The organism is Nonomuraea typhae (genome assembly GCF_009760925.1).
Taxonomy (GTDB): Bacteria; Actinomycetota; Actinomycetes; order Streptosporangiales; family Streptosporangiaceae; genus Nonomuraea; species Nonomuraea typhae.
Genome location: NZ_VRLV01000001.1, coordinates 708900 through 729482, shown reverse-complemented (window position 1 = coordinate 729482; position 20583 = coordinate 708900). Strand labels below are relative to the sequence as shown.

Here is a 20583-nt window from a genome sequence, read left to right as displayed (position 1 = left end):
AAGGCCCCGAACGGGCCTCGATCGCTTGGTGAAACACCCTAAAGGCCGTTGAACCGTCATTCCTCCGCGGCCCCTCGCAGGGGCATCATGACCGCATGGACGTCACCCCGATCACCGCGCTCCAACGCAAGGAGCGGGCCGAAGCCAATGGCGGCGCCCCGACCCTCGAGTTCGACCGCCAGGTGCCCTACGACCGCTACGTGCGCGCCAGCACGCTGCACAGCCTGCAGAGCACGCTCAGCGACGACCCCGGCGAGATGTCCTTCCTCATGATCAGCCAGGTCATGGAGCTGTACTTCGGCCTGATCCGCTACGAGCTGCGCACGGCCCAGAGCCTGATCGCCGCCGACGAGGTGTGGGACTCCCTCGCGCCGCTGCGCCGGGCCGCGCTGCACCTGGAAGCGCTCAACGCCTCCTGGCAGGGGCTGCGCTGGATGACCCCGGCCGAGTTCAACCGCTTCCGCGACCTGCTCGGCGAGGGCTCCGGCTTCCAGTCCGCGATGTACCGGCACCTGGAGTTCGCGCTCGGGCTCAAGTCCGAGCAGCTCATCCGCCCCTTCCGCCGCCAGTCCGAGGTCCACGCCGAACTGCGCGAAAGCCTCGACACCCCCTCGCTGTGGGACGAGGTCCTGACCCTGCTCGTCCGCCGCGGCCTGGCCGCCGGCCCCGAGCAGGCGGTCGACGCGTGGGTGACCGTCTACGCCGACACCGGCCCCGGCAACCACCTGCGCCTGCTCGGCGAGGCCCTCACCGAGGTGGCGCAGCGCTTCGGCGACTGGCGCTACCACCACCTGCAGTCGGTACGGCGGGCCATGGGCGCCAAGGCCGGCAGCGGCGGTTCCGCCGGCCTCGTCTGGCTGGAGCGCAGCATGGCCAGAACGGTCTTCCCCGAGTTGTGGACCGCCCGCACGTTCATGTAGAGGAGCACTTGCCTTGGCAGGTTCACACGAGGTCGCCATCGTCGGAGCCGGGCTGGCCGGCTGCCTGCTCGCCTGTTACCTGGCCGCGCGCGGGCACCGGGTGACGCTGTACGAGCGGCGCCCCGACCCCCGCGCCGAGGGCGCGGAACGCGGCCGGTCCATCAACCTCGCGCTGTCGGAACGCGGGCTCAGCGCGCTGCGCGGCATCGGCCTCGACGAGCAGGTCATGGCCGAGGCGCTGCCCATGCGCGGCCGGATGATCCACCCCGTGCACGGGCGGCTCGACCTGCAGCTCTACAGCTCCGACGGGCTGCGCTCGATCAACTCCATCAGCCGGGCGCGGCTCAACGCGGCCCTGCTGGACGCCGCCGCCGAACGCGCCGAGATCCGCTTCGCGCACCGGCTCACCGGCCTGGACGCGGCGACCGGCACGATGGTCTTCGAGGGCGGGCACACGGCCAAGGCCGACGTGGTGCTCGGCGCCGACGGAGCCGGCTCCGCCGTACGGGCGGCGCTGGCGGCGGGCGCCGGGCTGCGGGAGCGGACCGACTTCCTCGAGCACGGCTACAAGGAGCTGACGATCCCGGCGCGCGACGGCGCGTTCGCGCTGGACCCCGGCGCGCTGCACATCTGGCCGCGCGGCACCTCGATGATGATCGCGCTGCCGAACCCGGACCGGTCGTTCACCTGCACGTTGTTCTGGCCGGAGGAGGCGTTCGCCGCCCTGGACACCCCGCGGGCGATCGAGCGGCACTTCGCCGAGGTCTATCCGGACGCCGTCCCGCTCATCCCCGACCTGGTGGACGACTACGAGAACAACCCCGTCGGCAAGCTCGGCACCGTGCACGCCCGGCCCTGGCAGGCCGGTGGGCGCGTGGGGCTGATCGGCGACGCGGCCCACGCGATCGTCCCCTTCTACGGGCAGGGGGCCAACTGCGCGTTCGAGGACGTCGTGGTGCTGAACCAGGTCCTGGACGAGACCGGCGACGACTGGGCGGCGGCGCTGCCGTTGTTCGAGCGGCGGCGGTTCGCGGACACCTCGGCGATCGCCGCGATGGCGCTGGAGAACTTCGTCGAGATGCGCGACAAGGTCGCCTCGCCGGTCTACCGGCTGGCCAGGCACGCCGAGCACGCCCTGCAAGGGGCGCTGCCCGGCCTCTACCTGTCGCGCTACGAGCTGATCTCGTTCTCCACCGTGCCCTACGCCCGGGTCCGGCGCCGGGTCCGCCGCCAGCACCAGGTCGTCGCCGCCGCCCTGGCCGCCGCCGGGATGGCGGCACTGGGGGTCGCCGCGGCCCGCCGTACCAGGGGAAGGTGAGTCAGGGGCGGCCGACGCCGACGTAGGTGTAGCCGAGGGCGCGCATGGCGGCCGGGTCGAGCAGATTGCGGCCGTCGTAGAGGACCGGCCTGGCCATGGTGTCCAGGACCGCCGCCCACGGCACCCGCAGCAGCTCGGGCCAGGCGGTGGCCAGGATCGCGGCGTCCGCCTCGGCCATGGCCTGCTCGGGGGTCTCGTGGCGGACGGCGCTGGCCCACGGCTCGGGCAGGCTCTCGGGGGCCAGCGGGTCCCAGCAGGTGACCTTGGCGCCCTCGGCCAGCAGGCGGGCGGCCAGGACGGTGCTCGGGGCCTCGCGCATGTCGTCGGTGCCGGGCTTGAACGTCATGCCGAGCACCGCGATCCTGGCGCCGTCCAGGCCGCCGAGCACGTCCTTCAGCTTCTGGATGGCCCGGCGCTTCTGCAGGTTGTTCACCTCGATCGCGGCGTTGAGCAGCTGGGGGTGGTGGCCGGTGTTGCTGGCAAGCTGCTTCAGCGCCTCGGAGTCCTTGGGGAAGCAGCTTCCGCCCCAGCCGATGCCGGCGCCGAGGAAGTGCGGGCCGATGCGGTGGTCCAGGCCGACCGCCTTCGCCACCCGCTCCACGTCGGCTCCGGTCAGCTCGCAGAGCACCGCGATCTCGTTCATGAAGCTGATGCGGGTCATGAGCATCGCGTTGCTGGCCAGCTTGACCATCTCGGCCGAGGCCACGTCCATCACCTCGACCGGCGCGTCCACGCCCGCGTGCAGCTCGGTGACCAGCCGGATCGCGGCCTCGTCCGCGCTGCCGACGACCACCCGGTCCGGGCGCAGGAAGTCGGCCACCGCCCGGCCCTCCGCGGTGAACTCCGGGTTGGCGGCGTAGCCGACGTGGGCCAGCCCGCCGTCGTCCAGCACCGTGCGCACCCGTGCCCCGGTGCCGACCGGGACCGTGCTCTTGACCACGACCGCCTTCAGGTGATCGGCGCCCTTCAGCGTCCCGATCACCGACCAGACGCGGGAGAGGTCGGCGTCGCCGGCCGCGGTGGGCGGGGTGTCCACGCACACGTAGACGACCTCGGCACCGGCCAGCGCCTCCTCGGCGCTCAGCGTGAAGGTGAGGCGCTCGGCGTTGCCGGCGATCAGCTCGGCCAGGCCGGGTTCGTGGATGGGGACCCGGCCGGCGTTCAGGAGGCGGATGCGCTCGTCCTGGATGTCACGGACGGCCACCGTGTGCCCCAGCTCGGCCAGGCACGCGGCGGTCACCAGGCCGATGTATCCGGCCCCGAAAACTGCGATCTTTCGCAACTTTGTCACCTCTTTCCCTCGCTAGGGTGCCCGAACGCGATCAGAGCCTGTTAACCGGGGTCATTGGCGGCACGGTCCGTCCTCCCTATAGTGGTCACGATACATCCGATGAAAAGGGAAATTTCCTGATATGTCGATGCAGTCGTGGTTCACTCAGGCCAAGCTTGGGATCTTCGTGCACTGGGGCATCTACGCCGTCCAGGGTGTCGCGGAGTCCTGGTCGTTCTATGACGGGACGATCGGCTATGACGACTACATGAAGCAGGCCGACGGGTTCACCGGAGCCCGCTTCGACGCGGGCCAATGGTCGGATCTGTTCGCCGCGGCGGGGGCGAGGTACGCGGTGCTGACCGCCAAGCACCACGACGGGTTCGCGCTGTGGCCGACAGAGTGGTCGCGGCTGCGCACCGAGCGGGACTACGTGGGCGAGTACGTCGCGGCCCTGCGTGCGCGCGGGATCCACGCCGGGTTGTACTTCTCCCACCTGGACTGGTCGCATCCCGACTACGCCAGCGTGGGCACCGGTGACAACCGCTTCGCCTTCCCCGAGCCCGGCCAGGAGGACCCGGCCGCCTGGGAGCGGTTCCTGGCCTTTCACCGCGGGCAGCTGCGGGAGCTCCAGGAGCGGTACGCGCCGGATCTGCTCTGGTTCGACGGCGACTGGGAACGCGACGCCGGCACCTGGCGGATGGCCGAGCTGCGCGAGGACCTGCTGGGGCGGCAGCCGGAGGTCGTCGTCAACGGGCGCATGCAGGGGTTCGGCGACTACTCCACCCCCGAGCAGGGCGTGCCGATCACGCCTCCGGCCGGGCCGTGGGAGTTGTGCCTGACGGTCAACGACTCGTGGGGATATCAGGGGCACGACGACAACCACAAGTCCGTGCGGCAGATCGTGCGGATCTTCGCCGAGACCATCGGCGGGGGCGGGAACCTGCTGCTGGACGTGGGGCCGCGCGAGGACGGGACCATCACCCCGGAACAGAGCGCGCGGCTGCGGGAGCTGGGCGACTGGATCCGGCCGCGGGCCGCGGCGGTCTACCCGACCGGGCGCGGGCTGCCGCCGGGGCACTTCAACGGGGCCAGCACGCTGTCGGAGGACCGGCGCCGGCTGTACCTGTTCGTCTTCGACCGGCCCAACGAGTTCGTGGTGCTGCGCGGGGTGCGCAACGAGGTGACGTCGGTGCGGGTGCTGGGGACGGGGCGCGAGCTGCGGCACGAGCGGTTCGGGGGGCTGCACGACGTGCCCGGGTGGGAGTACGTCTACGTCTCCGACGACGACCTCGACCCCCTGTGCACGGTGCTCGAGGTCAGCCTGGACGGCGAGCTCGACGTCTACCGGGACCACAGGCGTGACTAGGCCGGCTCAGCAGGGGGCGAGGCGGGTGGCTGTGTGCGGGATCGGCACGGAGTCGAGCACGTTCAGCGCGCACCGCACGACGGTCGACGATTTCACCCTTTGGACCGATATTTCGCGCTATCCCTTCCTGGAGGCGGATCCGTCCTCGGCGAGTGGGTGGTGGCCGGGCGGACAGGTGGAGTTCGTCCCCCTGCTCGTCGCCCGCGCGCTGCCCGGCGGCCCGGTCACCGGGGAGGCGTATACGGCGCTGGAGTCACGGCTGCTGGCCGCGCTGACCGCCGAGGGGCCGTTCGACGGCGTCTACCTCGACCTGCACGGCGCCATGCACGTCGAGGGCCGCGACGACGCCGAGGCCGGGCTGGCCGCCGCCATCCGCGCGGTCATCGGCCCGGACCGCCCGATCGCCGCCTCCATGGACCTGCACGGCCAGGTGAGCCGCCGCTTCGCCGAACTGGTGGACCTGCCCACCGCCTACCGCACCGCCCCGCACGTGGACCTGGAGGAAACCCGCGAACGCGCCTGCCGCCTGCTCGTCCACACCTTGACCCGGCACACGGACCCGCCGGCCGGGGGACCCGGTCTGCTCGCCGAGGAGGCGGAGCTGGTCCGGGCCTGGGTCCGGGTGCCGTTGCTGCTGCCCGGTGAGCGCACCAGCACCCGCCTCGACCCGGCCGCCGCGATCTACGCCCGGCTGCCGGAGGTCTCCCGCCGCCCCGGCGTCCTGGACGCCTCCATCTGGATCGGCTACGCCTGGGCGGACGCCCCGCGCACCGGCATCAACGTCCTGGTCAGCGGCACCTCCCCGGACGCGGTGAGCGAGGCGGCCGCCGAGCTGGCGCAGGCGCTGTGGCGGGCGCGTGACGACTACGCCTTCGCCATGCCCGCCCTGCCCCCGCGCGCCGCCATCGAGACGGCCCTGGCCGCCCCCGCGCGGCCGTACTTCGTCAGCGACTCCGGCGACAACCCCACGGCCGGGGGCTCCGGCGACGCCGCCTGGTTCCTGGCCGACCTGCTGGCCACGCCGTCGCTGGCCGCCGGGGATAAGTCCGCGATCTGGGCCTCGTGCGCCGACCCGGCCGCGGTGGCCGCCTGCGTGGCGGCCGGACCGGGCGGTGCGGTCGAGCTGCGGGTCGGGGGCGTGTACTCGGGCGACGCCCCGGTGCCCCTGCGCGGCGTCGTCCACTCCGTACGGCCCGGCGACCCGGTGGGCGGCGACCTGGCCGTGGTCCGCTCCGGAGGCGTGCACGCCGTGCTGACCACGCGGCGCAAGCCGTACCACTTCATCGAGGACCTGACCGAGCTCGGCCTGGACCCGTGGCGGCACGACCTGACCGCCGTCAAGATCGGCTACCTGGAGCCGGATCTGCACCGGGCCGCCGCGGGCTCGGTGCTGGCGCTGACGCCGGGCGGGGTGAGCCAGGACCTGGCGGCGCTGCCGTACCGGCGGCTGACGCGGCCGATCCACCCGCTCGACTCGGACATGCCCGCGCCGGACCTCACCCCGGTGCTGCTGCGCTCAGCCGCCCGCCGTATCTGACAGGCCGGCGGGGAAGACGTCGAAGTGCACGATCACCCGGGCGCTGTCCGGGTGATCGGCGCCGCGTGCCTCCGACAGGGCCCGGTAGGGCTCGATCACCTCCAGGACGGCGTCGCGCAGGGCGAGGCTCTCCTGCCGCGTCAGCCACAGGGAGCGGCGTGACAGGCCGCCGGCCTCCACCCATTCCCTGGGCGTGTGCGGCTCCTCGTCCAGCCATCGCTGGAGTTCGGCGCCACGCTGCCGGACGAGGTCCTGCAGAAGCACCCGGATGACGCCCAGGGCCTCGGGGTCGCCGGAGTCCTCCGGGGAGCCGTAGCCGAAGCCGCCGGGCGTGATGCGCCAGTACTTCTCCTTGCCCCGTCCCATGCCCTCGGCGATCTCGATCATCCCGTGCTTGGCCAGCTCGCGCAGGTGGTAGCTGGTGGAGCCGGTGTTCTCGCGCACCCGGGCGGCGAGCTGGGTGGCGGTGGAGGGGCCGAGTTCCTCCAGGAGCTCGTACAACCGCAGCCGCAAGGGGTGAGCGAACGACTTCATCGCGTTCACGTCGAGGGTGCGCTTCGAAAACCGCTTGCCCGCCATCGGTGTGCATACCTATCTTTGCAAAGGAATCGCTGCATAGTTTTCTTTACACACTAGCGGAGCGGGTATGCGATCGTTCGGATTTCTGTGGTCCTCCTCGGCGCTGTCGAACCTCGCCGACGGCGTCCTGAAGGTCGGCGCACCCCTGATGGCCGTCGGGATGACCCGCTCTCCCGGCGAGGTCGCCCTGGTCGGCGTGGCCACGACACTCCCCTGGCTCCTGCTGGCGCTGCCCGCGGGCGCGGTGGCCGACCGCGTGGACCGCCGGCGCGTCATGGTGCTGGCCAACGTCTTGCGCGCCGCCCTGCTCGTGGCCGCCGGGCTCCTCGCCTGGTCCGGCGGGCTGGGGTTGTGGGTGCTGGTGGCCGCCGTCCTGCTGTCCGGCACGGCCGAGGTCTTCGCCGACACCTCCGCCCAGTCCATCCTGCCCATGACCGTCCCCGCCAGCCGCCTGGCCTGGGCCAACGGCCGCATCGTGGGCGCCCAGACGATCGGCAACGACTTCATCGGCTCCCCCGTGGCCGGCCTGCTCGTGACACTCCTGCCCGCCGCCATCCTGGGTGCCCCCGGGATCCTGTACGGCGCGGCCGGCCTGCTGCTCCTCGGCATGCGCGGCGCCTACCGCCCCGCCCCAGCCCCCGGCGCCTCCGCCGGCGGGCGCAGCATGACGGCCGACATCCGGGAAGGGCTGCGCTACCTGTGGGGCCACCGCTTCCTGCGCCGCCTGGCGATCTCCAGCGGCATGCTGAACCTGGCCAGCGCCGCCTTCTTCGCCGTCTTCGTGTTGTGGGCGGTCGGTCCCGGGTCGCGGATCGGCCTGACCCCCGAGGCGTACGGCCTGGTGATGACCGCCTTCGCCGCCGGCGCGGTGGCGGCGTCCCTGGTGAGCGACCGGGTGGTCCGGTGGGCCGGCGAGGGCCCGGCCCTGGTGGGGTCCTGGCTGGTCAACAGCCTGCTGCTGGCCGTGCCCGTGCTGGCGCCGCACCCGGCCGCGCTGTTCCCCGTGGCGGTGGCGTGGGGGGCCACCAACGCGTGGTCCAACGTGATCGTGATCTCCCTGCGGCAGCGGATCATCCCGGAGGGGCTGCTGGGGCGGGTCAACTCCGCGTACCGGCTGATCGGGATGGGCGGCATGCCGGTGGGCGCGGCGGTGGCCGGGGTGATGGGCGAGACGTGGGGGCTGCCGTCGGTGTTCTACGGAGCCGTCGGAGTGTGCGTGGCCGCGGTCTTCCTGATCTACCGTGGACTCCGTGCGCGAGACACGCGCTCCGCCTCGGCAATTTTCACCGGGGTTGAGCAGCACCTCCGCTAATACCCACATATCCAGATCACGTTAGGTACCCTATGCCTTGCGCTGAGATGACATGATTGCCCCGAAGCAACGAGGGGATGGCATGCGGGAGATCGGCGGACGGTACCTCCTCAGCGAGGAGGCCGGTCGTGGGGGTATGGGAGTCGTCTGGCGGGCCTTCGATCAGCTCCTCCACCGAGAGGTCGCCCTCAAGGAGCTGACGCTGGCCGGAGAGGCCGAGGTCGTCCGCAGGCGAGTGCTGCGGGAGGCCCGTATGGCCGCCGGACTGACGCACCCCAACATCGTCACGGTCCACGACCTGATCGAGGAGAGCGGCAAGCTCTGGATCGTGATGGAGTACCTGGACGGGCTCTCATTGCACCAACTGCTCTCCCAGGTGGGCACGCTGCCCGCGCAGAGCGTCGCGGCCATCGGCCAGCACCTGCTCACGGCGCTGCGCACCGCCCATCGCGCGGGCGTGCTGCACCGCGACGTGAAACCCGCCAACGTGATGCTCACCGGCGACCGCGTGGTCCTGACCGACTTCGGCATCGCCACCGCCGAGGGCGACATCCGCACCACCACCTCCCGCCGCCTGCGCGGCACCCCCGCGTTCATGGCTCCCGAGCGGCTGTACGGCGGCGCCGCGACGAAGGAGGCCGACCTGTGGTCCTTCGGCGCCACCCTCTACAGCGCCCTCGAAGGCCAGCCGCCGTACCCGGGACAGGACGCGGCCACCGTCCTCGCGATGGCCCGCACCGGATCCTTCCCCTCCCCTCGCCGGGCCGGCATCCTGCGCCCGCTGCTCGAGGGGCTCCTCCACCACGACCCGGCCCGCCGCTTCACCAACGAGCACACCGCGGGACTCCTGGCCGGCGTGCGGGCGAGCGCCTTCCAAGCCGCCATCTGACGCCCCGGGGCTATCGGGCGGCGCCGAGCGCGGCCTCGGTCATCAGGTGCATGGCGGCCAGCGCCTGCCACGGCCGCCACCGGCCGGGCTCGAGGCCGGACGGGAACCGGTCCGCCACCGCCGCCCTCAGCCAGGGGTCGCCCGCCGGCCACGCCTCCGGGTCCCCGAGGCGGAAGGCCAGGTCCTCCCCCGCGCTGGTGTCCTGGGGCAGGCCGTACCCGGCGAGGTCTTCCGGCGCCAGGTCGGGCAGAACGTGGGTCAGCCCGCCCGGCAACCCGGGAACCCGGGTGCCGAGCCCGTCGACCAGCTCCGCCAGCCGGCCGATGGCCCGCTCCGCCGGCGCGCCCGCTCCGACGAGCTCCGACGGCGCCCGGACCGCCGCGGCGGCGATCGCCGCCTCGGCCGCGTTCCAGGCGCCGGGCACCGCCAGCCCCGGCCGGGCCCGCACCAGCGGCCCCAGCACCGGGTCCATCCCGAGCGCCGTCACCCCCGGGCTCTGGTCGGCGTCGACGCCCAGGAGCCTGCCCGCCTGGTCCACGACGTGGATCAAGCCCTCCCAGTACGGCAGGTGCGCGACCAGCACCAGGTGCCCGGGAGCGTCGCCGGCGCGCACCTCCAGCACCCCCGGCGCCCCGTCCACGCCGATCGTGCGCCGGTAGACGCCTCCGGAGACCTCCTCCACGCCGGGGATGGCCCGCGCCCCCAGGTAGGCCAGCATCGCCGCCCAGTCGTAGCCGGGCAGGACGGGCAGGCGCAGCGCGAGGCCGCCGTCGGCGACCAGGCGGTCGGCCCGGTGGCGGCGCTCGCGCAGCTCGGTGGGCGAGGCGTGGAAGACCTCCCGCATGCTCCTGTTGAACTGCCGCAGGCTCCCGTAACCGGACGCGAACGCGATGTCGAGCACGGTGAGGTCGGTGTCGTCCAGGAGCCGCCGGGCGAAGTGCGCGCGGCGCGAGCGGGCGAGCTGGTCGGGGCTGGCTCCCAGGTGCCTCAGGAACAGCCGCCGCAGGTGCCGCACCGACAGCCCGACCCGTTCGGCGAGGGCCGCCTCGGTGCCGCCGTCCAGCACACCGGCGATGATCAGCTGCCAGGCGGCGCACACCAGCCGCGGCATGTCCGCCGAGAAGGGCCCCGCCACCCGGTACGGCCGGCAGCGCAGGCACGCGCGGAATCCCGCCGCCTCGGCCGCGGCCGCGTGTTCGTAGACACGCGTGTTGCGGGCCAGCGGCCGGGCTCCGCAGCCCGGGCGGCAGTAGATGCCGGTGGTGACGACAGCCGAGTACACGGTCATACCGCATGTCTACGCCATCACCGGAGCCGCGGGCCGGACACATTCGGCCACGGTGGCGATGTCCTCATCTGTCCGGACGGGCCCGCGGGCCGGGCCCGAGCATGGTCGGCGTCCGACGACGTTCCCCTGGAGGAGTCCCATGCTGGTGAAGGTGTTCCCCATCAAGCTCAAGGACGGCGCGCAGGCCGCGGCCGAGGCGCTCGTCCGGGAGTTCGCCCCGAAGGGCCCCGGCGCGGAGCCGGGCACCGTGTCCTTCCGCGTCTACCGGGACCCGGCCAAACCCGACTACCTGCTCTTCGTCGAGCACTTCGCCGACCAGGCCGCCTACGACGAGCACACCGGCTCCGCGGCCTACCGCGAGCTCATCGCCGGGCGGTTCGCGGAGGTGATGGTGGAGTTCGTCGAGATCGACCACGAGCTGGTCGTCGCACTCTGACGCCACCGGGCCGGGGGTACGGCGGCGCCGTGCCCCCGGACGGGGGTGCGCGGAGCGCATTGCCTGACTAAGGTCAGAGAATGGATGATCGTCAGCTCAAGGAGCGATTCGCCGGGTTGACCACCGCGCACCTGGCCGACGGGTGCCTGCGCGCCGGTGTCCCGGTCCGGTGCGCGCCCTCGGCGGTCCGCGCCGCCGTACCCGGGGCCAAGGTGATCGGGCGCGTGCTGCCCGCGCGGCACGCCGGCAGCGTGGACGTGTTCCTGGAGGCGTACGAGGGAGCGCGGCCCGGTGACGTGCTCGTCGTCGACAACGACGGGCGGCTGGACGAGGCGTGCGCCGGCGACCTGGCCGTGCTGGAGGCGCAGGCCGCGGGGGTGTCCGGTGTGGTCGTCTGGGGCCTGCACCGAGACAGCGCGGACATCCGGGCGATCGGGCTGCCCGTCTTCAGCATGGGCGCGCTGCCGACCGGGCCACTGCGGCTGGACGAACGGCCGGGCGACGCGCTGGAGCGGGCCCGCGTCGGCGAGTGGACGGTCGGGCGGGACGACCTGGTGGCCGGGGACGACGACGGCGTGCTGTTCGTCCCGGCGGAGCGGGCGGGGGAGGTGCTCACCCTGGCCGAGACGATCCGCGACACCGAGCGCGGGCAGGCCGAGCGCATCCGCGCCGGACGCTCGCTGCGGGAGCAGCTCGGATTCGCCGCCTTCCTGGCCGAGCGGGCGCGCACGCCCGGGCTGACCTTCCGCGAGTACCTGCGGTCCGTCGGCGGCGCCATCGAGGAGTGAGCCGATCACCTTCCCGGCAGGGGCAGCAGGCCGCTGTCGTAGGCCAGCACGGCCGCCTGCACGCGGTTCTCCAGGCCGAGGCGGGTCAGGATGCGGTTGACGCGGCTCTTCACGCCCGCCTCCGACAACTCCAGCTCCCCGGCGATCTGGGCGTTGGACAGGCCCTTGGCCACCAGCACGAGCACGTCCAGCTCCCGCTGGGTGAGCGCGGCCAGGGCGGGCGGGCGGCCCGGCCGATCCAGCAGAGCGGGCGGGACGGCGGCGAAGGCGCCGATCAGCCGCCGGGTCACGCTCGGGGCCAGCATCGACTCGCCGGCCGCGACGACCCGGATGGCCTCGGCCAGCTGCTCGGGCGAGGAGTTCTTCAGCATAAAGCCGCCGGCGCCGGCGCGCAGGGCCGCGTGGACGTACTCGTCGAGGTCGAACGTGGTCAGCACCAGGACGTTCGGGCGCGGGTGCGCGGGATGGGGCCACTCGGCCAGGATGCGGGCGGTGGCCTCGACGCCGGTCAGGCCGGGCATGCGCACGTCCATGACGACGACGTCGGGCTTCAGCTCGAAGGCCAGGGCCACGGCGCGGGCGCCGTCCTCGGCCTCGCCGACGACGTCAAAATCGGCCCGCCGTACCAGCATGGCCGTGAGAGCGGCGCGGACCAGGGCCTGGTCGTCGGCGATCAGGACGCGGATCATCAGGGCGCCGCCCAGCGCAGCGTGGCCTCGACCCGCCAGCCGCCGTCGTGCGGGCCCGCGCGCAGGGCGCCGTCGAACAGGGCGGCGCGTTCGCGCATGCCGATCAGGCCGAGTCCGGAGCCGGGCAGCGGGCGGTGTCCCGGGTACGGCGGGCCGTTGGCGACCAGGACGGTCAGGGCGCCGGGGGCCTGCCGTACCCGGATCCGCACCTCGGTGGGGCCGGCGTGCTTCAGGACGTTCGTCAGCGCCTCCTGCACGATGCGGTAGGCGGAGACCTGCGCCGCCTCCGGCACCGCCCCCGCACCCTCGACCCTCTCACCCTCCGCCCTTTCACCCTCGACCCTCTCGCCCTCCGCCCCTACGCGCTCCGTCTCGAGCCGGACCCGGCAGCCCGCGGACTCCGCCGCCGCGGCCAGGCGGTCCAGGTGGGCCAGCGAGGCGCTCGGCCCGGTGTCGCCCGGGCCGTCGGCGAGCAGGCCCAGCAGGCGGCGCATCTCGTCCAGGGCGTCGTCGGCGGCGGCGCCGATCGCGGCCACGCCCCGGTCGCCGGGGAACGCCTCCGCGCTGGCCCGTGCCTGCATGGCGATCGCGCTGACGTGGTGGGCGACCAGGTCGTGCAGGTCCCGGGCGATTCTGGCGCGTTCGGCGGTGACCGCGCGGGCGGCGCTGAGCTCCTGTTCGGCGCGCAGGCGCGCGGCCAGCTCACGCAGGCGCTCCGCGTCCTCGCTGACCCGCCGCTGAGCGCTGCCCAGCAGCCACAACGCCCACGCCATGCCCGTCACCAGCAGCCATTCCAGCGGGCCCAGCGTGATCTCGGCGGGCACGCCCCGGCCCAGCCACGGGCGCACGAGGTCGGGGCCCAGGACCGCGGCGGCGGCCACCGGGATGACCGCGGCGCTGCCCGGCTGACGCGCGTACCGGGCCACGGCGTATCCGGCGAAGGCCACGAACACCCCGTCGTTGTACCCCACGACCGGGTCGGCCAGCTCGTACACCACGTACGCCAGGCTGCTCACCGCCATGACCGTCCACGGCCGCGTGCGCCGCCACACCAGCGGCAGCCCCTGGGCCAGGATCAGCGCCAGCAGCATCGCGGCCGTGCCGGGATCGCGCGGCACCTCCTCGCTCAGCCGCAGCAGCAGGCCGAGCGCGGTCACCGCGCAGGCCAGCAGGACGTCGGCGGCGCGCGGATGGGCGGCGAAGAAGGTGCGAAGGCTCGTCATCGGTGTGGCCAGCGTATGCGGTCGCCGGACCGCCTCCCGGCCGGGCGCAACGAAAGATGCGCGGCCATCCGGAAGATCGGCCCCAGGGAGGAAAGGCGCGCAGGGATGCGGCCCCTGCACGAGAGACCACCCCCGCGTCAGGCTGACCCGCGCGCACGAAGGGCCTCCCCCACGCCTGACTCACGCGCGGGGGCAATACGCTGATGCCCATGATCGCCCGCCAGCGCCAGCTCGTCATCGACTGCGCCGACCCGTCGCGCCTGGCCGCCTTCTGGGCCGCGCTCCTCGGCGGCGTCGCCGTGGACCGCGACCCGGCCTGGTCCTACGTGGACCCTCCGGACGGCCTGCGCCTGGCCTTCCAGCGGGTGCCCGAGGGCAAGGCCGTCAAGAACCGTCTCCACCTGGACCTGGCCGTCGCATCCCCCGCCGGCGCCGCCGCCCGGGTCGCCGCGCTCGGCGGGCGGGCGGCCGGCGAGCTGCAGGAGGACGCCGTGGGCGCCTTCCAGACCATGGCCGACCCCGAGGGCAACGAGTTCTGCCTCGTCGCCCCCTGAGCGGGCGGCCTCAGTCGCGCTTGGCGCGCAGCTCGGCCTCCTCGGCGTCCATCCGAGCGGCCTCCTCCGGCGTGGGCGCGCTCCCCCCGAGATGCGCGGGCTGCCACCAGGCGCCCTCCGGAATCTCCGGGTAGGTGCGCTGCGCCCGGTCCACCAGCTCCGACAGGCGGCTGTGCAGGGTGCTGGTGTGCTCGTCGACGTTCTCCCCGCGCTTGGGGTGCATCGGCTCGCCCACCAGGATCGTGATCGGCACGTGCCGCTGGGTCAGCTGCTTGGGCCGCCCTTTGGTCCACAGGCGCTGGCTGCCCCACAGCGCCACCGGGATCACCGGCACCTTCGTCGCCTGCGCCATCCGGATGGCGCCGTTCTTGATCTCCTTCACGGTGAAGGAGCGGCTGATCGTGGCCTCGGCGAAGACGCCGACCACCTCCCCCGCCTTCAGCTTGCGCAGGGCGGTCGCGTAGCTGCCCGCCCCGGCGCCGCGATCCACCGGGATGTGGTGCATGCCGCGCATCAGCGGCCCGGAGATCTTGTGCTCGAAGACGTCCTGCTTGGCCATGAAGCGCACCAGCCGCTTGGACGGCAGCGCCCCGAATCCGGCGAAGATGAAGTCCAGATAGCTGATGTGGTTGCTGACCAGGACCGCGCCGCCGGTCCTCGGCACGTGCTCCGTCCCCTCCATGTGGAAGCGGTAGTCCATCACCTTGAAGAGGGTGCGCGCGAGGGCGATCACCGGCGGGTACACGATCTCAGCCATGCCCGAACCGTAGCCTAGGTTGGACGGTGGTCGGGAGGCGGCGCATGCCGCGCACGTTGCCGTGCCCGATCCGCCGGATCCCGGCGGTGTCGATCTCGTACGACGGGTCCACGGCGGCCACGAGTTCCTCCAGCGTGATCCGGGCCTCCAGCCTGGCCAGCGCGGCGCCGAGGCAGAAGTGGCGGCCGGCGCCGAAGCTGATCGCGCGGGACTGGTCGCGGGTCAGGGTGTAGGCGTCGGCGTCGGGGAAGACCTCCTCGTCGCGGTTGGCGGCGCCGATCAGCAGCCACATCTTGGCGCCCGCCGGGACCCGCCGGCCGTACATCTCGGTCTCCCTGGTGAGGCGGCGGGCCAGGCCCTGCGCGGGGGTGTCGTAGCGCAGCGACTCCGCCACCCACTCCTCGACCGCGCCGGCGAAGGCGGTGGCGCGCTGGCCGGGGTGGCGCCAGGCGTGATACCAGGCGGCGCTCAGCAGGTGAGTGGTTGACTCCGCGCCGGCGCCGACGAGCAGCATGACGAAGGCGACGATCTCGCCGTCGGACAGGCCGTCGTCGGCGACGAGGACGGAGACCAGGTCGTCGCGGGGGGACTTGCGGCGTTCGGCGGCCACCGCGCCGTAGTAGTCGGCCAGGCGGAGGATGGTCTTGACGTCGAGCGCGGCCATCTCGGCCCCGGGGTCGCGGCTCAGCAGGGGCTCCGAGCGCACGCGCACGCCGGCGCGGTCGGAGGGCGGGATGCCGGCCAGTTCGGAGATGACGTCCAGCGGGATGCAGGCCGACAGGTCCCGGACGAAGTCGAAGCTGCCCTTCTCCACGACCTCGGCCACGTAGGAGCGGGCGATCTGGCGGATCATCGGCTCCAGGGCGGCGACGCGGCGCGGGGTGAACCCGCGCGAGACGATCGCCCGCAGGCGCGTGTGGTCCGGCGGGTCCATGGCCAGGAACGAGAGGTAGTCGCGCGCCCGCGGCCCCCAGTCGCGGGAGTTGAGCAGCGGGCCGTGGTCGCTGGAGTACAGGTCGCTGTCGGGCAGGGCGGCGGCCACGTCGGCGTGGCGGGTCAAGGCCCAGAAGTCCAGGTCCTCGTTGTGGTAGAGCGGCGATTCCCGGCGCATCCAGGCGTAGACCGGATAAGGGTCCTCGATCACCGCCGGGTCGTAAGGGCTGTAGGCAGACTCCACCCCGACCACGCTATTCCGCTTGCCCTCCGGGGAGAACGGGCATTAGTTGGTGACCATGAAGAAGCTCATCAACTCGCCCGGCGGCGTGGTCGGCGACGCGCTGCGGGGCATGGCGGCGGCGCACCCGTCGCTGCTGGTGCGCGACCAGGTGGTCTACCGGGCGTCCGGGCCGGTCGCCGGGAAGGTCGGGCTGGTGTCGGGGGGCGGCTCCGGGCACGAGCCCCTGCACGCCGGTTTCGTCGGGTACGGCATGCTGGACGCCGCCTGCCCGGGGGAGATCTTCACCTCGCCGGTGCCGGACCAGATCATCGCCGCCACGCAGGCGGTCGACGGCGGCGCCGGGGTGCTGCACGTCGTGAAGAACTACACCGGCGACACCCTCAACTTCGAGCTGGCCGCCGACCTCACCGAGGGCGTCGAGGTGGCCACCGTCCTGGTCGACGACGACGTGGCGGTCCAGGACTCGCTGTACACCGCCGGCCGCCGCGGCACCGGCGCCACGTTGTTCGTGGAGAAGATGGCCGGAGCGGCGGCCGAGCAGGGGGCGCCGCTGAGCGAGGTGGCCAGGGTGGCGGCGGAGGCGGACGGGCGCAGCCGCTCGTTCGGCGTCGCGCTGACCTCGTGCACGACCCCGGCCGCCGGCAAGCCGACGTTCGACCTGCCGGAGGACCAGGTGGAGCTGGGCGTCGGCATCCACGGCGAGCCCGGCCGCCGCCGCGTGCCGCACACGGGCGCCCGCGAGCTGGCCGAGGTGGCCATGGACGCGGTGCACGGCGACCTGCCGCTGTACGGCGACCTGCTGGTCATGGTCAACGGCTTGGGCGGGACGCCGCTGATCGAGTTGTACGTGGTCTTCGCCGAGGTGGAGGCGTACGTGCGGGCGAAGGGGGCGCGGGTGACGCGCTCGCTGGTCGGCAACTACGTGACGAGCCTGGACATGCAGGGCTTCTCGGTCACCGTCTGCCACCTGGGCGACGAGCTGACCCGCCTCTGGGACGCCCCCGTCGAGACGCCGGGCCTGCGATGGGGTCGCTGATGGACGCCGCCTTCTGCACGGCCTGGCTCGAGGAGGCGGCCGCCGCGGTGGCCGACGGGCGCGAGCGGCTGACCGCCCTGGACTCCGCGATCGGCGACGGCGACCACGGGGCCAACCTCGACCGCGGGTTCTCCGAGGTACGGCAGGCACTCGCCGCCGGAGGCGCCGGGCAGCCGCTGACCGTGGCCGGGGTGACGCTGATCAGGAAGGTCGGCGGCGCCTCCGGCCCGTTGTTCGGCTCGGCGCTGCGGGCGATGGGCAAGGCGCTGCCGGCGGAGTTCACCCTGGCGGACTTCGCCACCGCCTTCCAGGCCGGGGTGGACGAGGTGGTCCGGCTCGGGAAGGCCGAGGAAGGGGACAAGACCATGCTGGACGCGCTCGGGCCGGCGGCCAGGGCGCTGGCGCTGGCCGTACGGGAGGGGGCGGGGGCGCGCGAGGCGTTGGAGCGGGCGGCGCGCGCGGCCCGCGAGGGCGCCGCGGCGACGGTGCCGATGGTGGCGCGCAAGGGCCGGGCCAGCTACCTCGGCGAGCGCAGCGCGGGGCACGAGGACCCCGGCGCGGCCTCGTCGGCGATGATCGTGGACGCCCTCGCCGCAGTGGGGGCGCGGTGGTAGGGATCGTGCTGGTCTCCCACAGCGCGGAGCTGGCGGTCGCGGCCGTGGCGCTGGCCCGGGGGATCGCGGGTGAGCAGGTGCCGCTGGCGGCGGCAGGGGGGACGGACGACGGCGGGCTCGGGACGAGTTTCGACCGGGTCGAGGCGGCCATCGGCGCGGTCGATCGGGGTGACGGGGTGGTGCTCATCCCGGACCTGGGCAGTTCGGTGCTGACGGCGCGGCTGCTGGAGGCGCCGGGGCGGGTGGTGCTGGCCGACGTGCCGTTCGTGGAGGGCGCGGTGGCCGCGGCGGTGACCTCGGGCGCCGGGGCGCCGCTGGAGGAGGTGCTGGCCGCGGCCGAGGAGGCCCGCGCCTTCCGCAAGACGTGAACGATCAGTGGCCCTTGAACGCCTCCTCCAGCCACCAGGAGGGATGCTCACGGGCGACCTTGGCGTGGACGAGGATCGCCCGGTCCCGTGGGCCTTCCAGCCAGCCGGTCAGCGGGGCCAGGTCGCCGGGCTCGGTGACCGTGATCGCCGCCAGGCCGTGCCCGCGGGCGATGGCGGCCAGGTCGGCGGGCGGGAACGTGACGGTGTCGTGCGGGTGGCCGGTGAAATGGTGCACCTCGGCGCCGTACCCCTCGTCGTCGTAGACCACGATCACCATGGGCAGGCCGAGGCGGGCGACGGTCTCGAGCTCGGAGATGCCCATGAGCGCGCCGCCGTCCCCGAGCGCGGCGACCGGCAGCCGGTCGGGCCGGGCCAGCGCGGCGCCGATCGCGGTGGCCAGGCCGAGCCCGATCGACTGGAACGCCTGGGTGAAGCAGAACCCACCCTCATCCGGGACGTCCAACAGCATCGACGGATATCCCATGAAATTTCCGGAATCGGGGGCGACGATGCGCTCCCCCGGCAGCAGGTCGTCCAGGGCGATGGTCAGCGTGCGCGGGTCGATGCGCCCCTCCCCCGTCTCGTCCTGGTACGGCACCGCCCGCCACCTGCCCTCGGCCGCGATCCGACCGGCCAGCTCCGGTGACCGGTAGCCGGAGCGCCGCCCGCCCTCGGCCAGCAGCTCACGCAGGGCGACGGCCTCCTCGGCCACCTCGCCGCTCACCTCCAGGTCCACGGGGACGTGGCGGGCGGCCACCGGATGCTCCAGGTCGATCTGGGCGACCCGGGCGCCAGGGGTGATCAGGCTGCCGTGCCGGGTGGTCCACATGTTGAGCGCGCAGCCCCAGGCCACCACGAGGTCGGCACCCTGGATGAGCTCGGCCGTCAGCGGGGTGGCGAAGCCGCCGCTGACGTCCAGGTCCCACGGGCTGCCCCGGAACAGGCCCCTGGCCACGGCCGAGGTGGCCAGCAGGGCGCCGCTCAGCTCGGCCAGCTCCTCCAGCTCCCGCCGCGCGTGCCGGGCCCCTCGCCCGGCCACGAACACGGGCCGCCGGGCCTCCCTGACCATCCGCGCCAGCTCGGCCCGCACAGAGGCCACCCCCAGCCGCACCGCCGCCGGGCTAAGGACGTCACCGGGTACGGCGGCGCCGAGTTCGGCGGCGCGCGCCTCGAGGGGGTGCCAGTCGCCCGCGTCGGCGGCCTGGGCGGACAGCGGCATGCCCAGCACCACCGTCCGCCGCTCCTGCCGGGCCACCCGGAGCGCCTCCAGCGCGTCCTCCGGCCGCAGGAGGCGCATGGGCAGCGCGCCCACCGCCGTGGCCAGCGCCGCCTGGTCGACGAAGAAGTTGGAGTGCGCCTCCGTGACCTCGGCGGCCAGCACCAGCAGAGGCGTGCGGCTCTTGGCCGCCTCGGCGAGGCCGGTCAGCGCGTTGGTGAGCCCGGGCCCCTGGTGCACGGTCAGTACGGCGAGGCGGCCGCTCATGCGGGAGTAGGCGTCGGCCATGGTCGCCGCGCCGCCCTCGTGCCGGGCGGCCACGTACCGGACGCCGTGCCGTACCAGCGCGTTGGTGATGTGGAAGTTGCCGCTGCCGACCACGCCGAAGGCGGTCTCCACCCCGGCGGCGGCCAGCAGCGCCCCGGCCGCCTCGGCGACGATCACCGCTCGACCAGCGCGAGCACGCGCACGGGGCTGCCGGAGCCGCCCACGATGGGCAGCGGCGGCGCGAGCACGACGGCGCCGGTCACGGGCAGGAGGTCGAGGCTGCGGAGCTGGGTGAGGCCGTATTTGCCGGCGCCGAGCAGGAAGGAGTGGCAGGGGAAGGCGGGGTCGAAGGAATGGGCGGCCCCGGCGTCGGTGCCGACGGTCTCCACGCCGACGCCCAGGATGGGGGTCTCCTCGGCCAGCCAGCGGGCGCATTCGACGGAGATGCCGGGCGTGTGGGGGCCGGTCTCGTCGGCGTTGAGGAAGGCGGCCTGGTCGTGCGCGCGGGCGTCCCAGCCGGTGCGGTAGAGGAGCCAGCCGCCCTCGGGGAGGGATCCGTTGGCGCGCTCCCACTCCCGCACGTGCTCGATCTGGAGCAGGAAGTCGGGGTCCTTCTGCGCCTCGGCGGCGACGTCGAGCACGGCGGCCGGGGCCAGCAGGTGGGCGGGCGGCACCTGGGCCACGTCGAGCCCGTCGCGGCCGGTCACCCAGTGGACGGGGGCGTCGAAGTGGGTGCCGGTGTGCTCGCCCGTGTGGATGTCGTTCCAGTACCAGGCGGGCCCGCGGTCGTCGTAGCGGCTGATCTCCTCCAGCCGGAACGGGATGGTGTTCCCGAACGGCGGGGGAAGCTGGAGAATCGGCGTCTCCGGCGACAGCGGCGCGGTCAGGTCGACGACCTCGATCGCGCCGCCGCGGACGGCGTCCACCAGGGTGCGCAGCAGGGACATGTCATCCTCCTCGGGCGGTTGGATGCATC

At 73.6% G+C, this 20583-nt stretch carries 21 protein-coding genes; 12 read left to right on the top strand and 9 right to left on the bottom strand.

What is annotated here, in order from left to right; all coding sequences use genetic code 11:
* The first annotated feature begins 95 nt into the window (after positions 1-95).
* A complete protein-coding gene (locus tag FVE25_RS03400) occupies positions 96-920 on the top strand; it encodes a tryptophan 2,3-dioxygenase (protein ID WP_157244878.1) in 825 nt (274 codons plus the stop codon).
* A 13-nt stretch (positions 921-933) separates the two neighbouring features.
* A complete protein-coding gene (locus FVE25_RS03395; protein WP_157244877.1) occupies positions 934-2238 on the top strand; it encodes an FAD-dependent oxidoreductase in 1305 nt (434 codons plus the stop codon).
* A gap of 1 nt (position 2239) precedes the next feature.
* Here the strand turns inward: FVE25_RS03395 and FVE25_RS03390 are convergent, their stop codons facing one another.
* Positions 2240-3520: a UDP-glucose dehydrogenase family protein gene (locus FVE25_RS03390; protein ID WP_246266575.1), complete on the bottom strand. Its 1281-nt coding sequence runs from the start codon at positions 3518-3520 to the stop codon at positions 2240-2242.
* Between the two features lie 130 nt (positions 3521-3650).
* On the opposite strand from FVE25_RS03390, the gene FVE25_RS03385 reads away from it, so the two are divergent.
* On the top strand, positions 3651-4877 hold the full coding sequence (locus tag FVE25_RS03385) for an alpha-L-fucosidase (RefSeq protein ID WP_157244875.1): 1227 nt from the start codon (positions 3651-3653) through the stop codon (positions 4875-4877).
* A 25-nt stretch (positions 4878-4902) separates the two neighbouring features.
* Positions 4903-6414 (top strand): M81 family metallopeptidase, encoded by a 1512-nt coding sequence (locus tag FVE25_RS03380; protein WP_219825277.1) that lies wholly within the window; start codon positions 4903-4905, stop codon positions 6412-6414.
* On the opposite strand, the gene FVE25_RS03375 is transcribed toward FVE25_RS03380, so the two are convergent.
* Positions 6394-6948: a winged helix-turn-helix domain-containing protein gene (locus FVE25_RS03375; RefSeq protein ID WP_157244873.1), complete on the bottom strand. Its 555-nt coding sequence runs from the start codon at positions 6946-6948 to the stop codon at positions 6394-6396. The genes FVE25_RS03380 and FVE25_RS03375 overlap by 21 nt on opposite strands.
* A gap of 112 nt (positions 6949-7060) precedes the next feature.
* Between FVE25_RS03375 and FVE25_RS03370 the strand changes: the two genes are divergently transcribed.
* The gene (locus FVE25_RS03370; protein ID WP_157244872.1) at positions 7061-8305 is read left to right on the top strand and encodes an MFS transporter; all 1245 of its coding nucleotides are present in this window, start codon (positions 7061-7063) and stop codon (positions 8303-8305) included.
* A gap of 82 nt (positions 8306-8387) precedes the next feature.
* Complete coding sequence (locus FVE25_RS03365) at positions 8388-9194, top strand: serine/threonine-protein kinase (protein WP_157244871.1); 807 nt, start codon at positions 8388-8390, stop codon at positions 9192-9194.
* Between the two features lie 10 nt (positions 9195-9204).
* Here FVE25_RS03365 and FVE25_RS03360 read toward each other — a convergent pair whose 3' ends face one another.
* Positions 9205-10482 carry an AlkA N-terminal domain-containing protein gene (locus tag FVE25_RS03360; protein ID WP_157244870.1) on the bottom strand — a complete coding sequence of 426 codons (1278 nt, stop codon included), beginning with the start codon at positions 10480-10482 and terminating at the stop codon, positions 9205-9207.
* 139 nt (positions 10483-10621) lie between these two features.
* Here FVE25_RS03360 and FVE25_RS03355 point away from each other — a divergent pair, with 139 nt between their 5' ends.
* Complete coding sequence (locus FVE25_RS03355) at positions 10622-10918, top strand: putative quinol monooxygenase (protein ID WP_157244869.1); 297 nt, start codon at positions 10622-10624, stop codon at positions 10916-10918.
* Between the two features lie 80 nt (positions 10919-10998).
* Positions 10999-11706: an RraA family protein gene (locus FVE25_RS03350; RefSeq protein ID WP_157244868.1), complete on the top strand. Its 708-nt coding sequence runs from the start codon at positions 10999-11001 to the stop codon at positions 11704-11706.
* Positions 11707-11711: 5 nt separating this feature from the next.
* On the opposite strand, the gene FVE25_RS03345 is transcribed toward FVE25_RS03350, so the two are convergent.
* Both FVE25_RS03345 and FVE25_RS03340 read right to left on the bottom strand, forming a co-directional pair.
* Complete coding sequence (locus FVE25_RS03345; protein ID WP_157244867.1) at positions 11712-12395, bottom strand: response regulator; 684 nt, start codon at positions 12393-12395, stop codon at positions 11712-11714.
* Positions 12395-13618, bottom strand: coding sequence for a sensor histidine kinase (locus tag FVE25_RS03340; protein ID WP_157244866.1), 1224 nt, complete (start codon positions 13616-13618; stop codon positions 12395-12397). The genes FVE25_RS03345 and FVE25_RS03340 overlap by 1 nt, the downstream gene beginning before the upstream one ends.
* A gap of 209 nt (positions 13619-13827) precedes the next feature.
* On the opposite strand from FVE25_RS03340, the gene FVE25_RS03335 reads away from it, so the two are divergent.
* On the top strand, positions 13828-14172 hold the full coding sequence (locus FVE25_RS03335; protein WP_157244865.1) for a VOC family protein: 345 nt from the start codon (positions 13828-13830) through the stop codon (positions 14170-14172).
* A gap of 10 nt (positions 14173-14182) precedes the next feature.
* Here the strand turns inward: FVE25_RS03335 and FVE25_RS03330 are convergent, their stop codons facing one another.
* Positions 14183-14929, bottom strand: a complete 747-nt coding sequence (locus FVE25_RS03330; protein ID WP_157244864.1) for a lysophospholipid acyltransferase family protein — start codon at positions 14927-14929, stop codon at positions 14183-14185.
* Positions 14922-16106 (bottom strand): cytochrome P450, encoded by a 1185-nt coding sequence (locus FVE25_RS03325; protein ID WP_246266572.1) that lies wholly within the window; start codon positions 16104-16106, stop codon positions 14922-14924. Before FVE25_RS03325 ends, FVE25_RS03330 begins: the two co-directional genes overlap by 8 nt.
* 55 nt (positions 16107-16161) lie before the next feature.
* Here FVE25_RS03325 and dhaK point away from each other — a divergent pair, with 55 nt between their 5' ends.
* The 3 genes from dhaK to dhaM are packed head-to-tail and all read left to right on the top strand — an operon-like array spanning position 16162 to position 18124.
* Positions 16162-17142 carry a dihydroxyacetone kinase subunit DhaK gene (gene dhaK, locus FVE25_RS03320; protein WP_157244862.1) on the top strand — a complete coding sequence of 327 codons (981 nt, stop codon included), beginning with the start codon at positions 16162-16164 and terminating at the stop codon, positions 17140-17142.
* The gene (gene dhaL, locus FVE25_RS03315; protein ID WP_157244861.1) at positions 17142-17756 is read left to right on the top strand and encodes a dihydroxyacetone kinase subunit DhaL; all 615 of its coding nucleotides are present in this window, start codon (positions 17142-17144) and stop codon (positions 17754-17756) included. The genes dhaK and dhaL overlap by 1 nt, the downstream gene beginning before the upstream one ends.
* Complete coding sequence (gene dhaM, locus FVE25_RS03310) at positions 17750-18124, top strand: dihydroxyacetone kinase phosphoryl donor subunit DhaM (protein WP_157244860.1); 375 nt, start codon at positions 17750-17752, stop codon at positions 18122-18124. Before dhaL ends, dhaM begins: the two co-directional genes overlap by 7 nt.
* A 4-nt stretch (positions 18125-18128) precedes the next feature.
* Here dhaM and FVE25_RS03305 read toward each other — a convergent pair whose 3' ends face one another.
* Entirely contained in the window at positions 18129-19784 is a 1656-nt protein-coding gene (locus FVE25_RS03305) for a thiamine pyrophosphate-binding protein (RefSeq protein ID WP_157244859.1), read from the bottom strand.
* Complete coding sequence (locus FVE25_RS03300) at positions 19781-20554, bottom strand: cyclase family protein (protein WP_157244858.1); 774 nt, start codon at positions 20552-20554, stop codon at positions 19781-19783. Before FVE25_RS03300 ends, FVE25_RS03305 begins: the two co-directional genes overlap by 4 nt.
* Between the last annotated feature and the right edge of the window lie 29 nt (positions 20555-20583).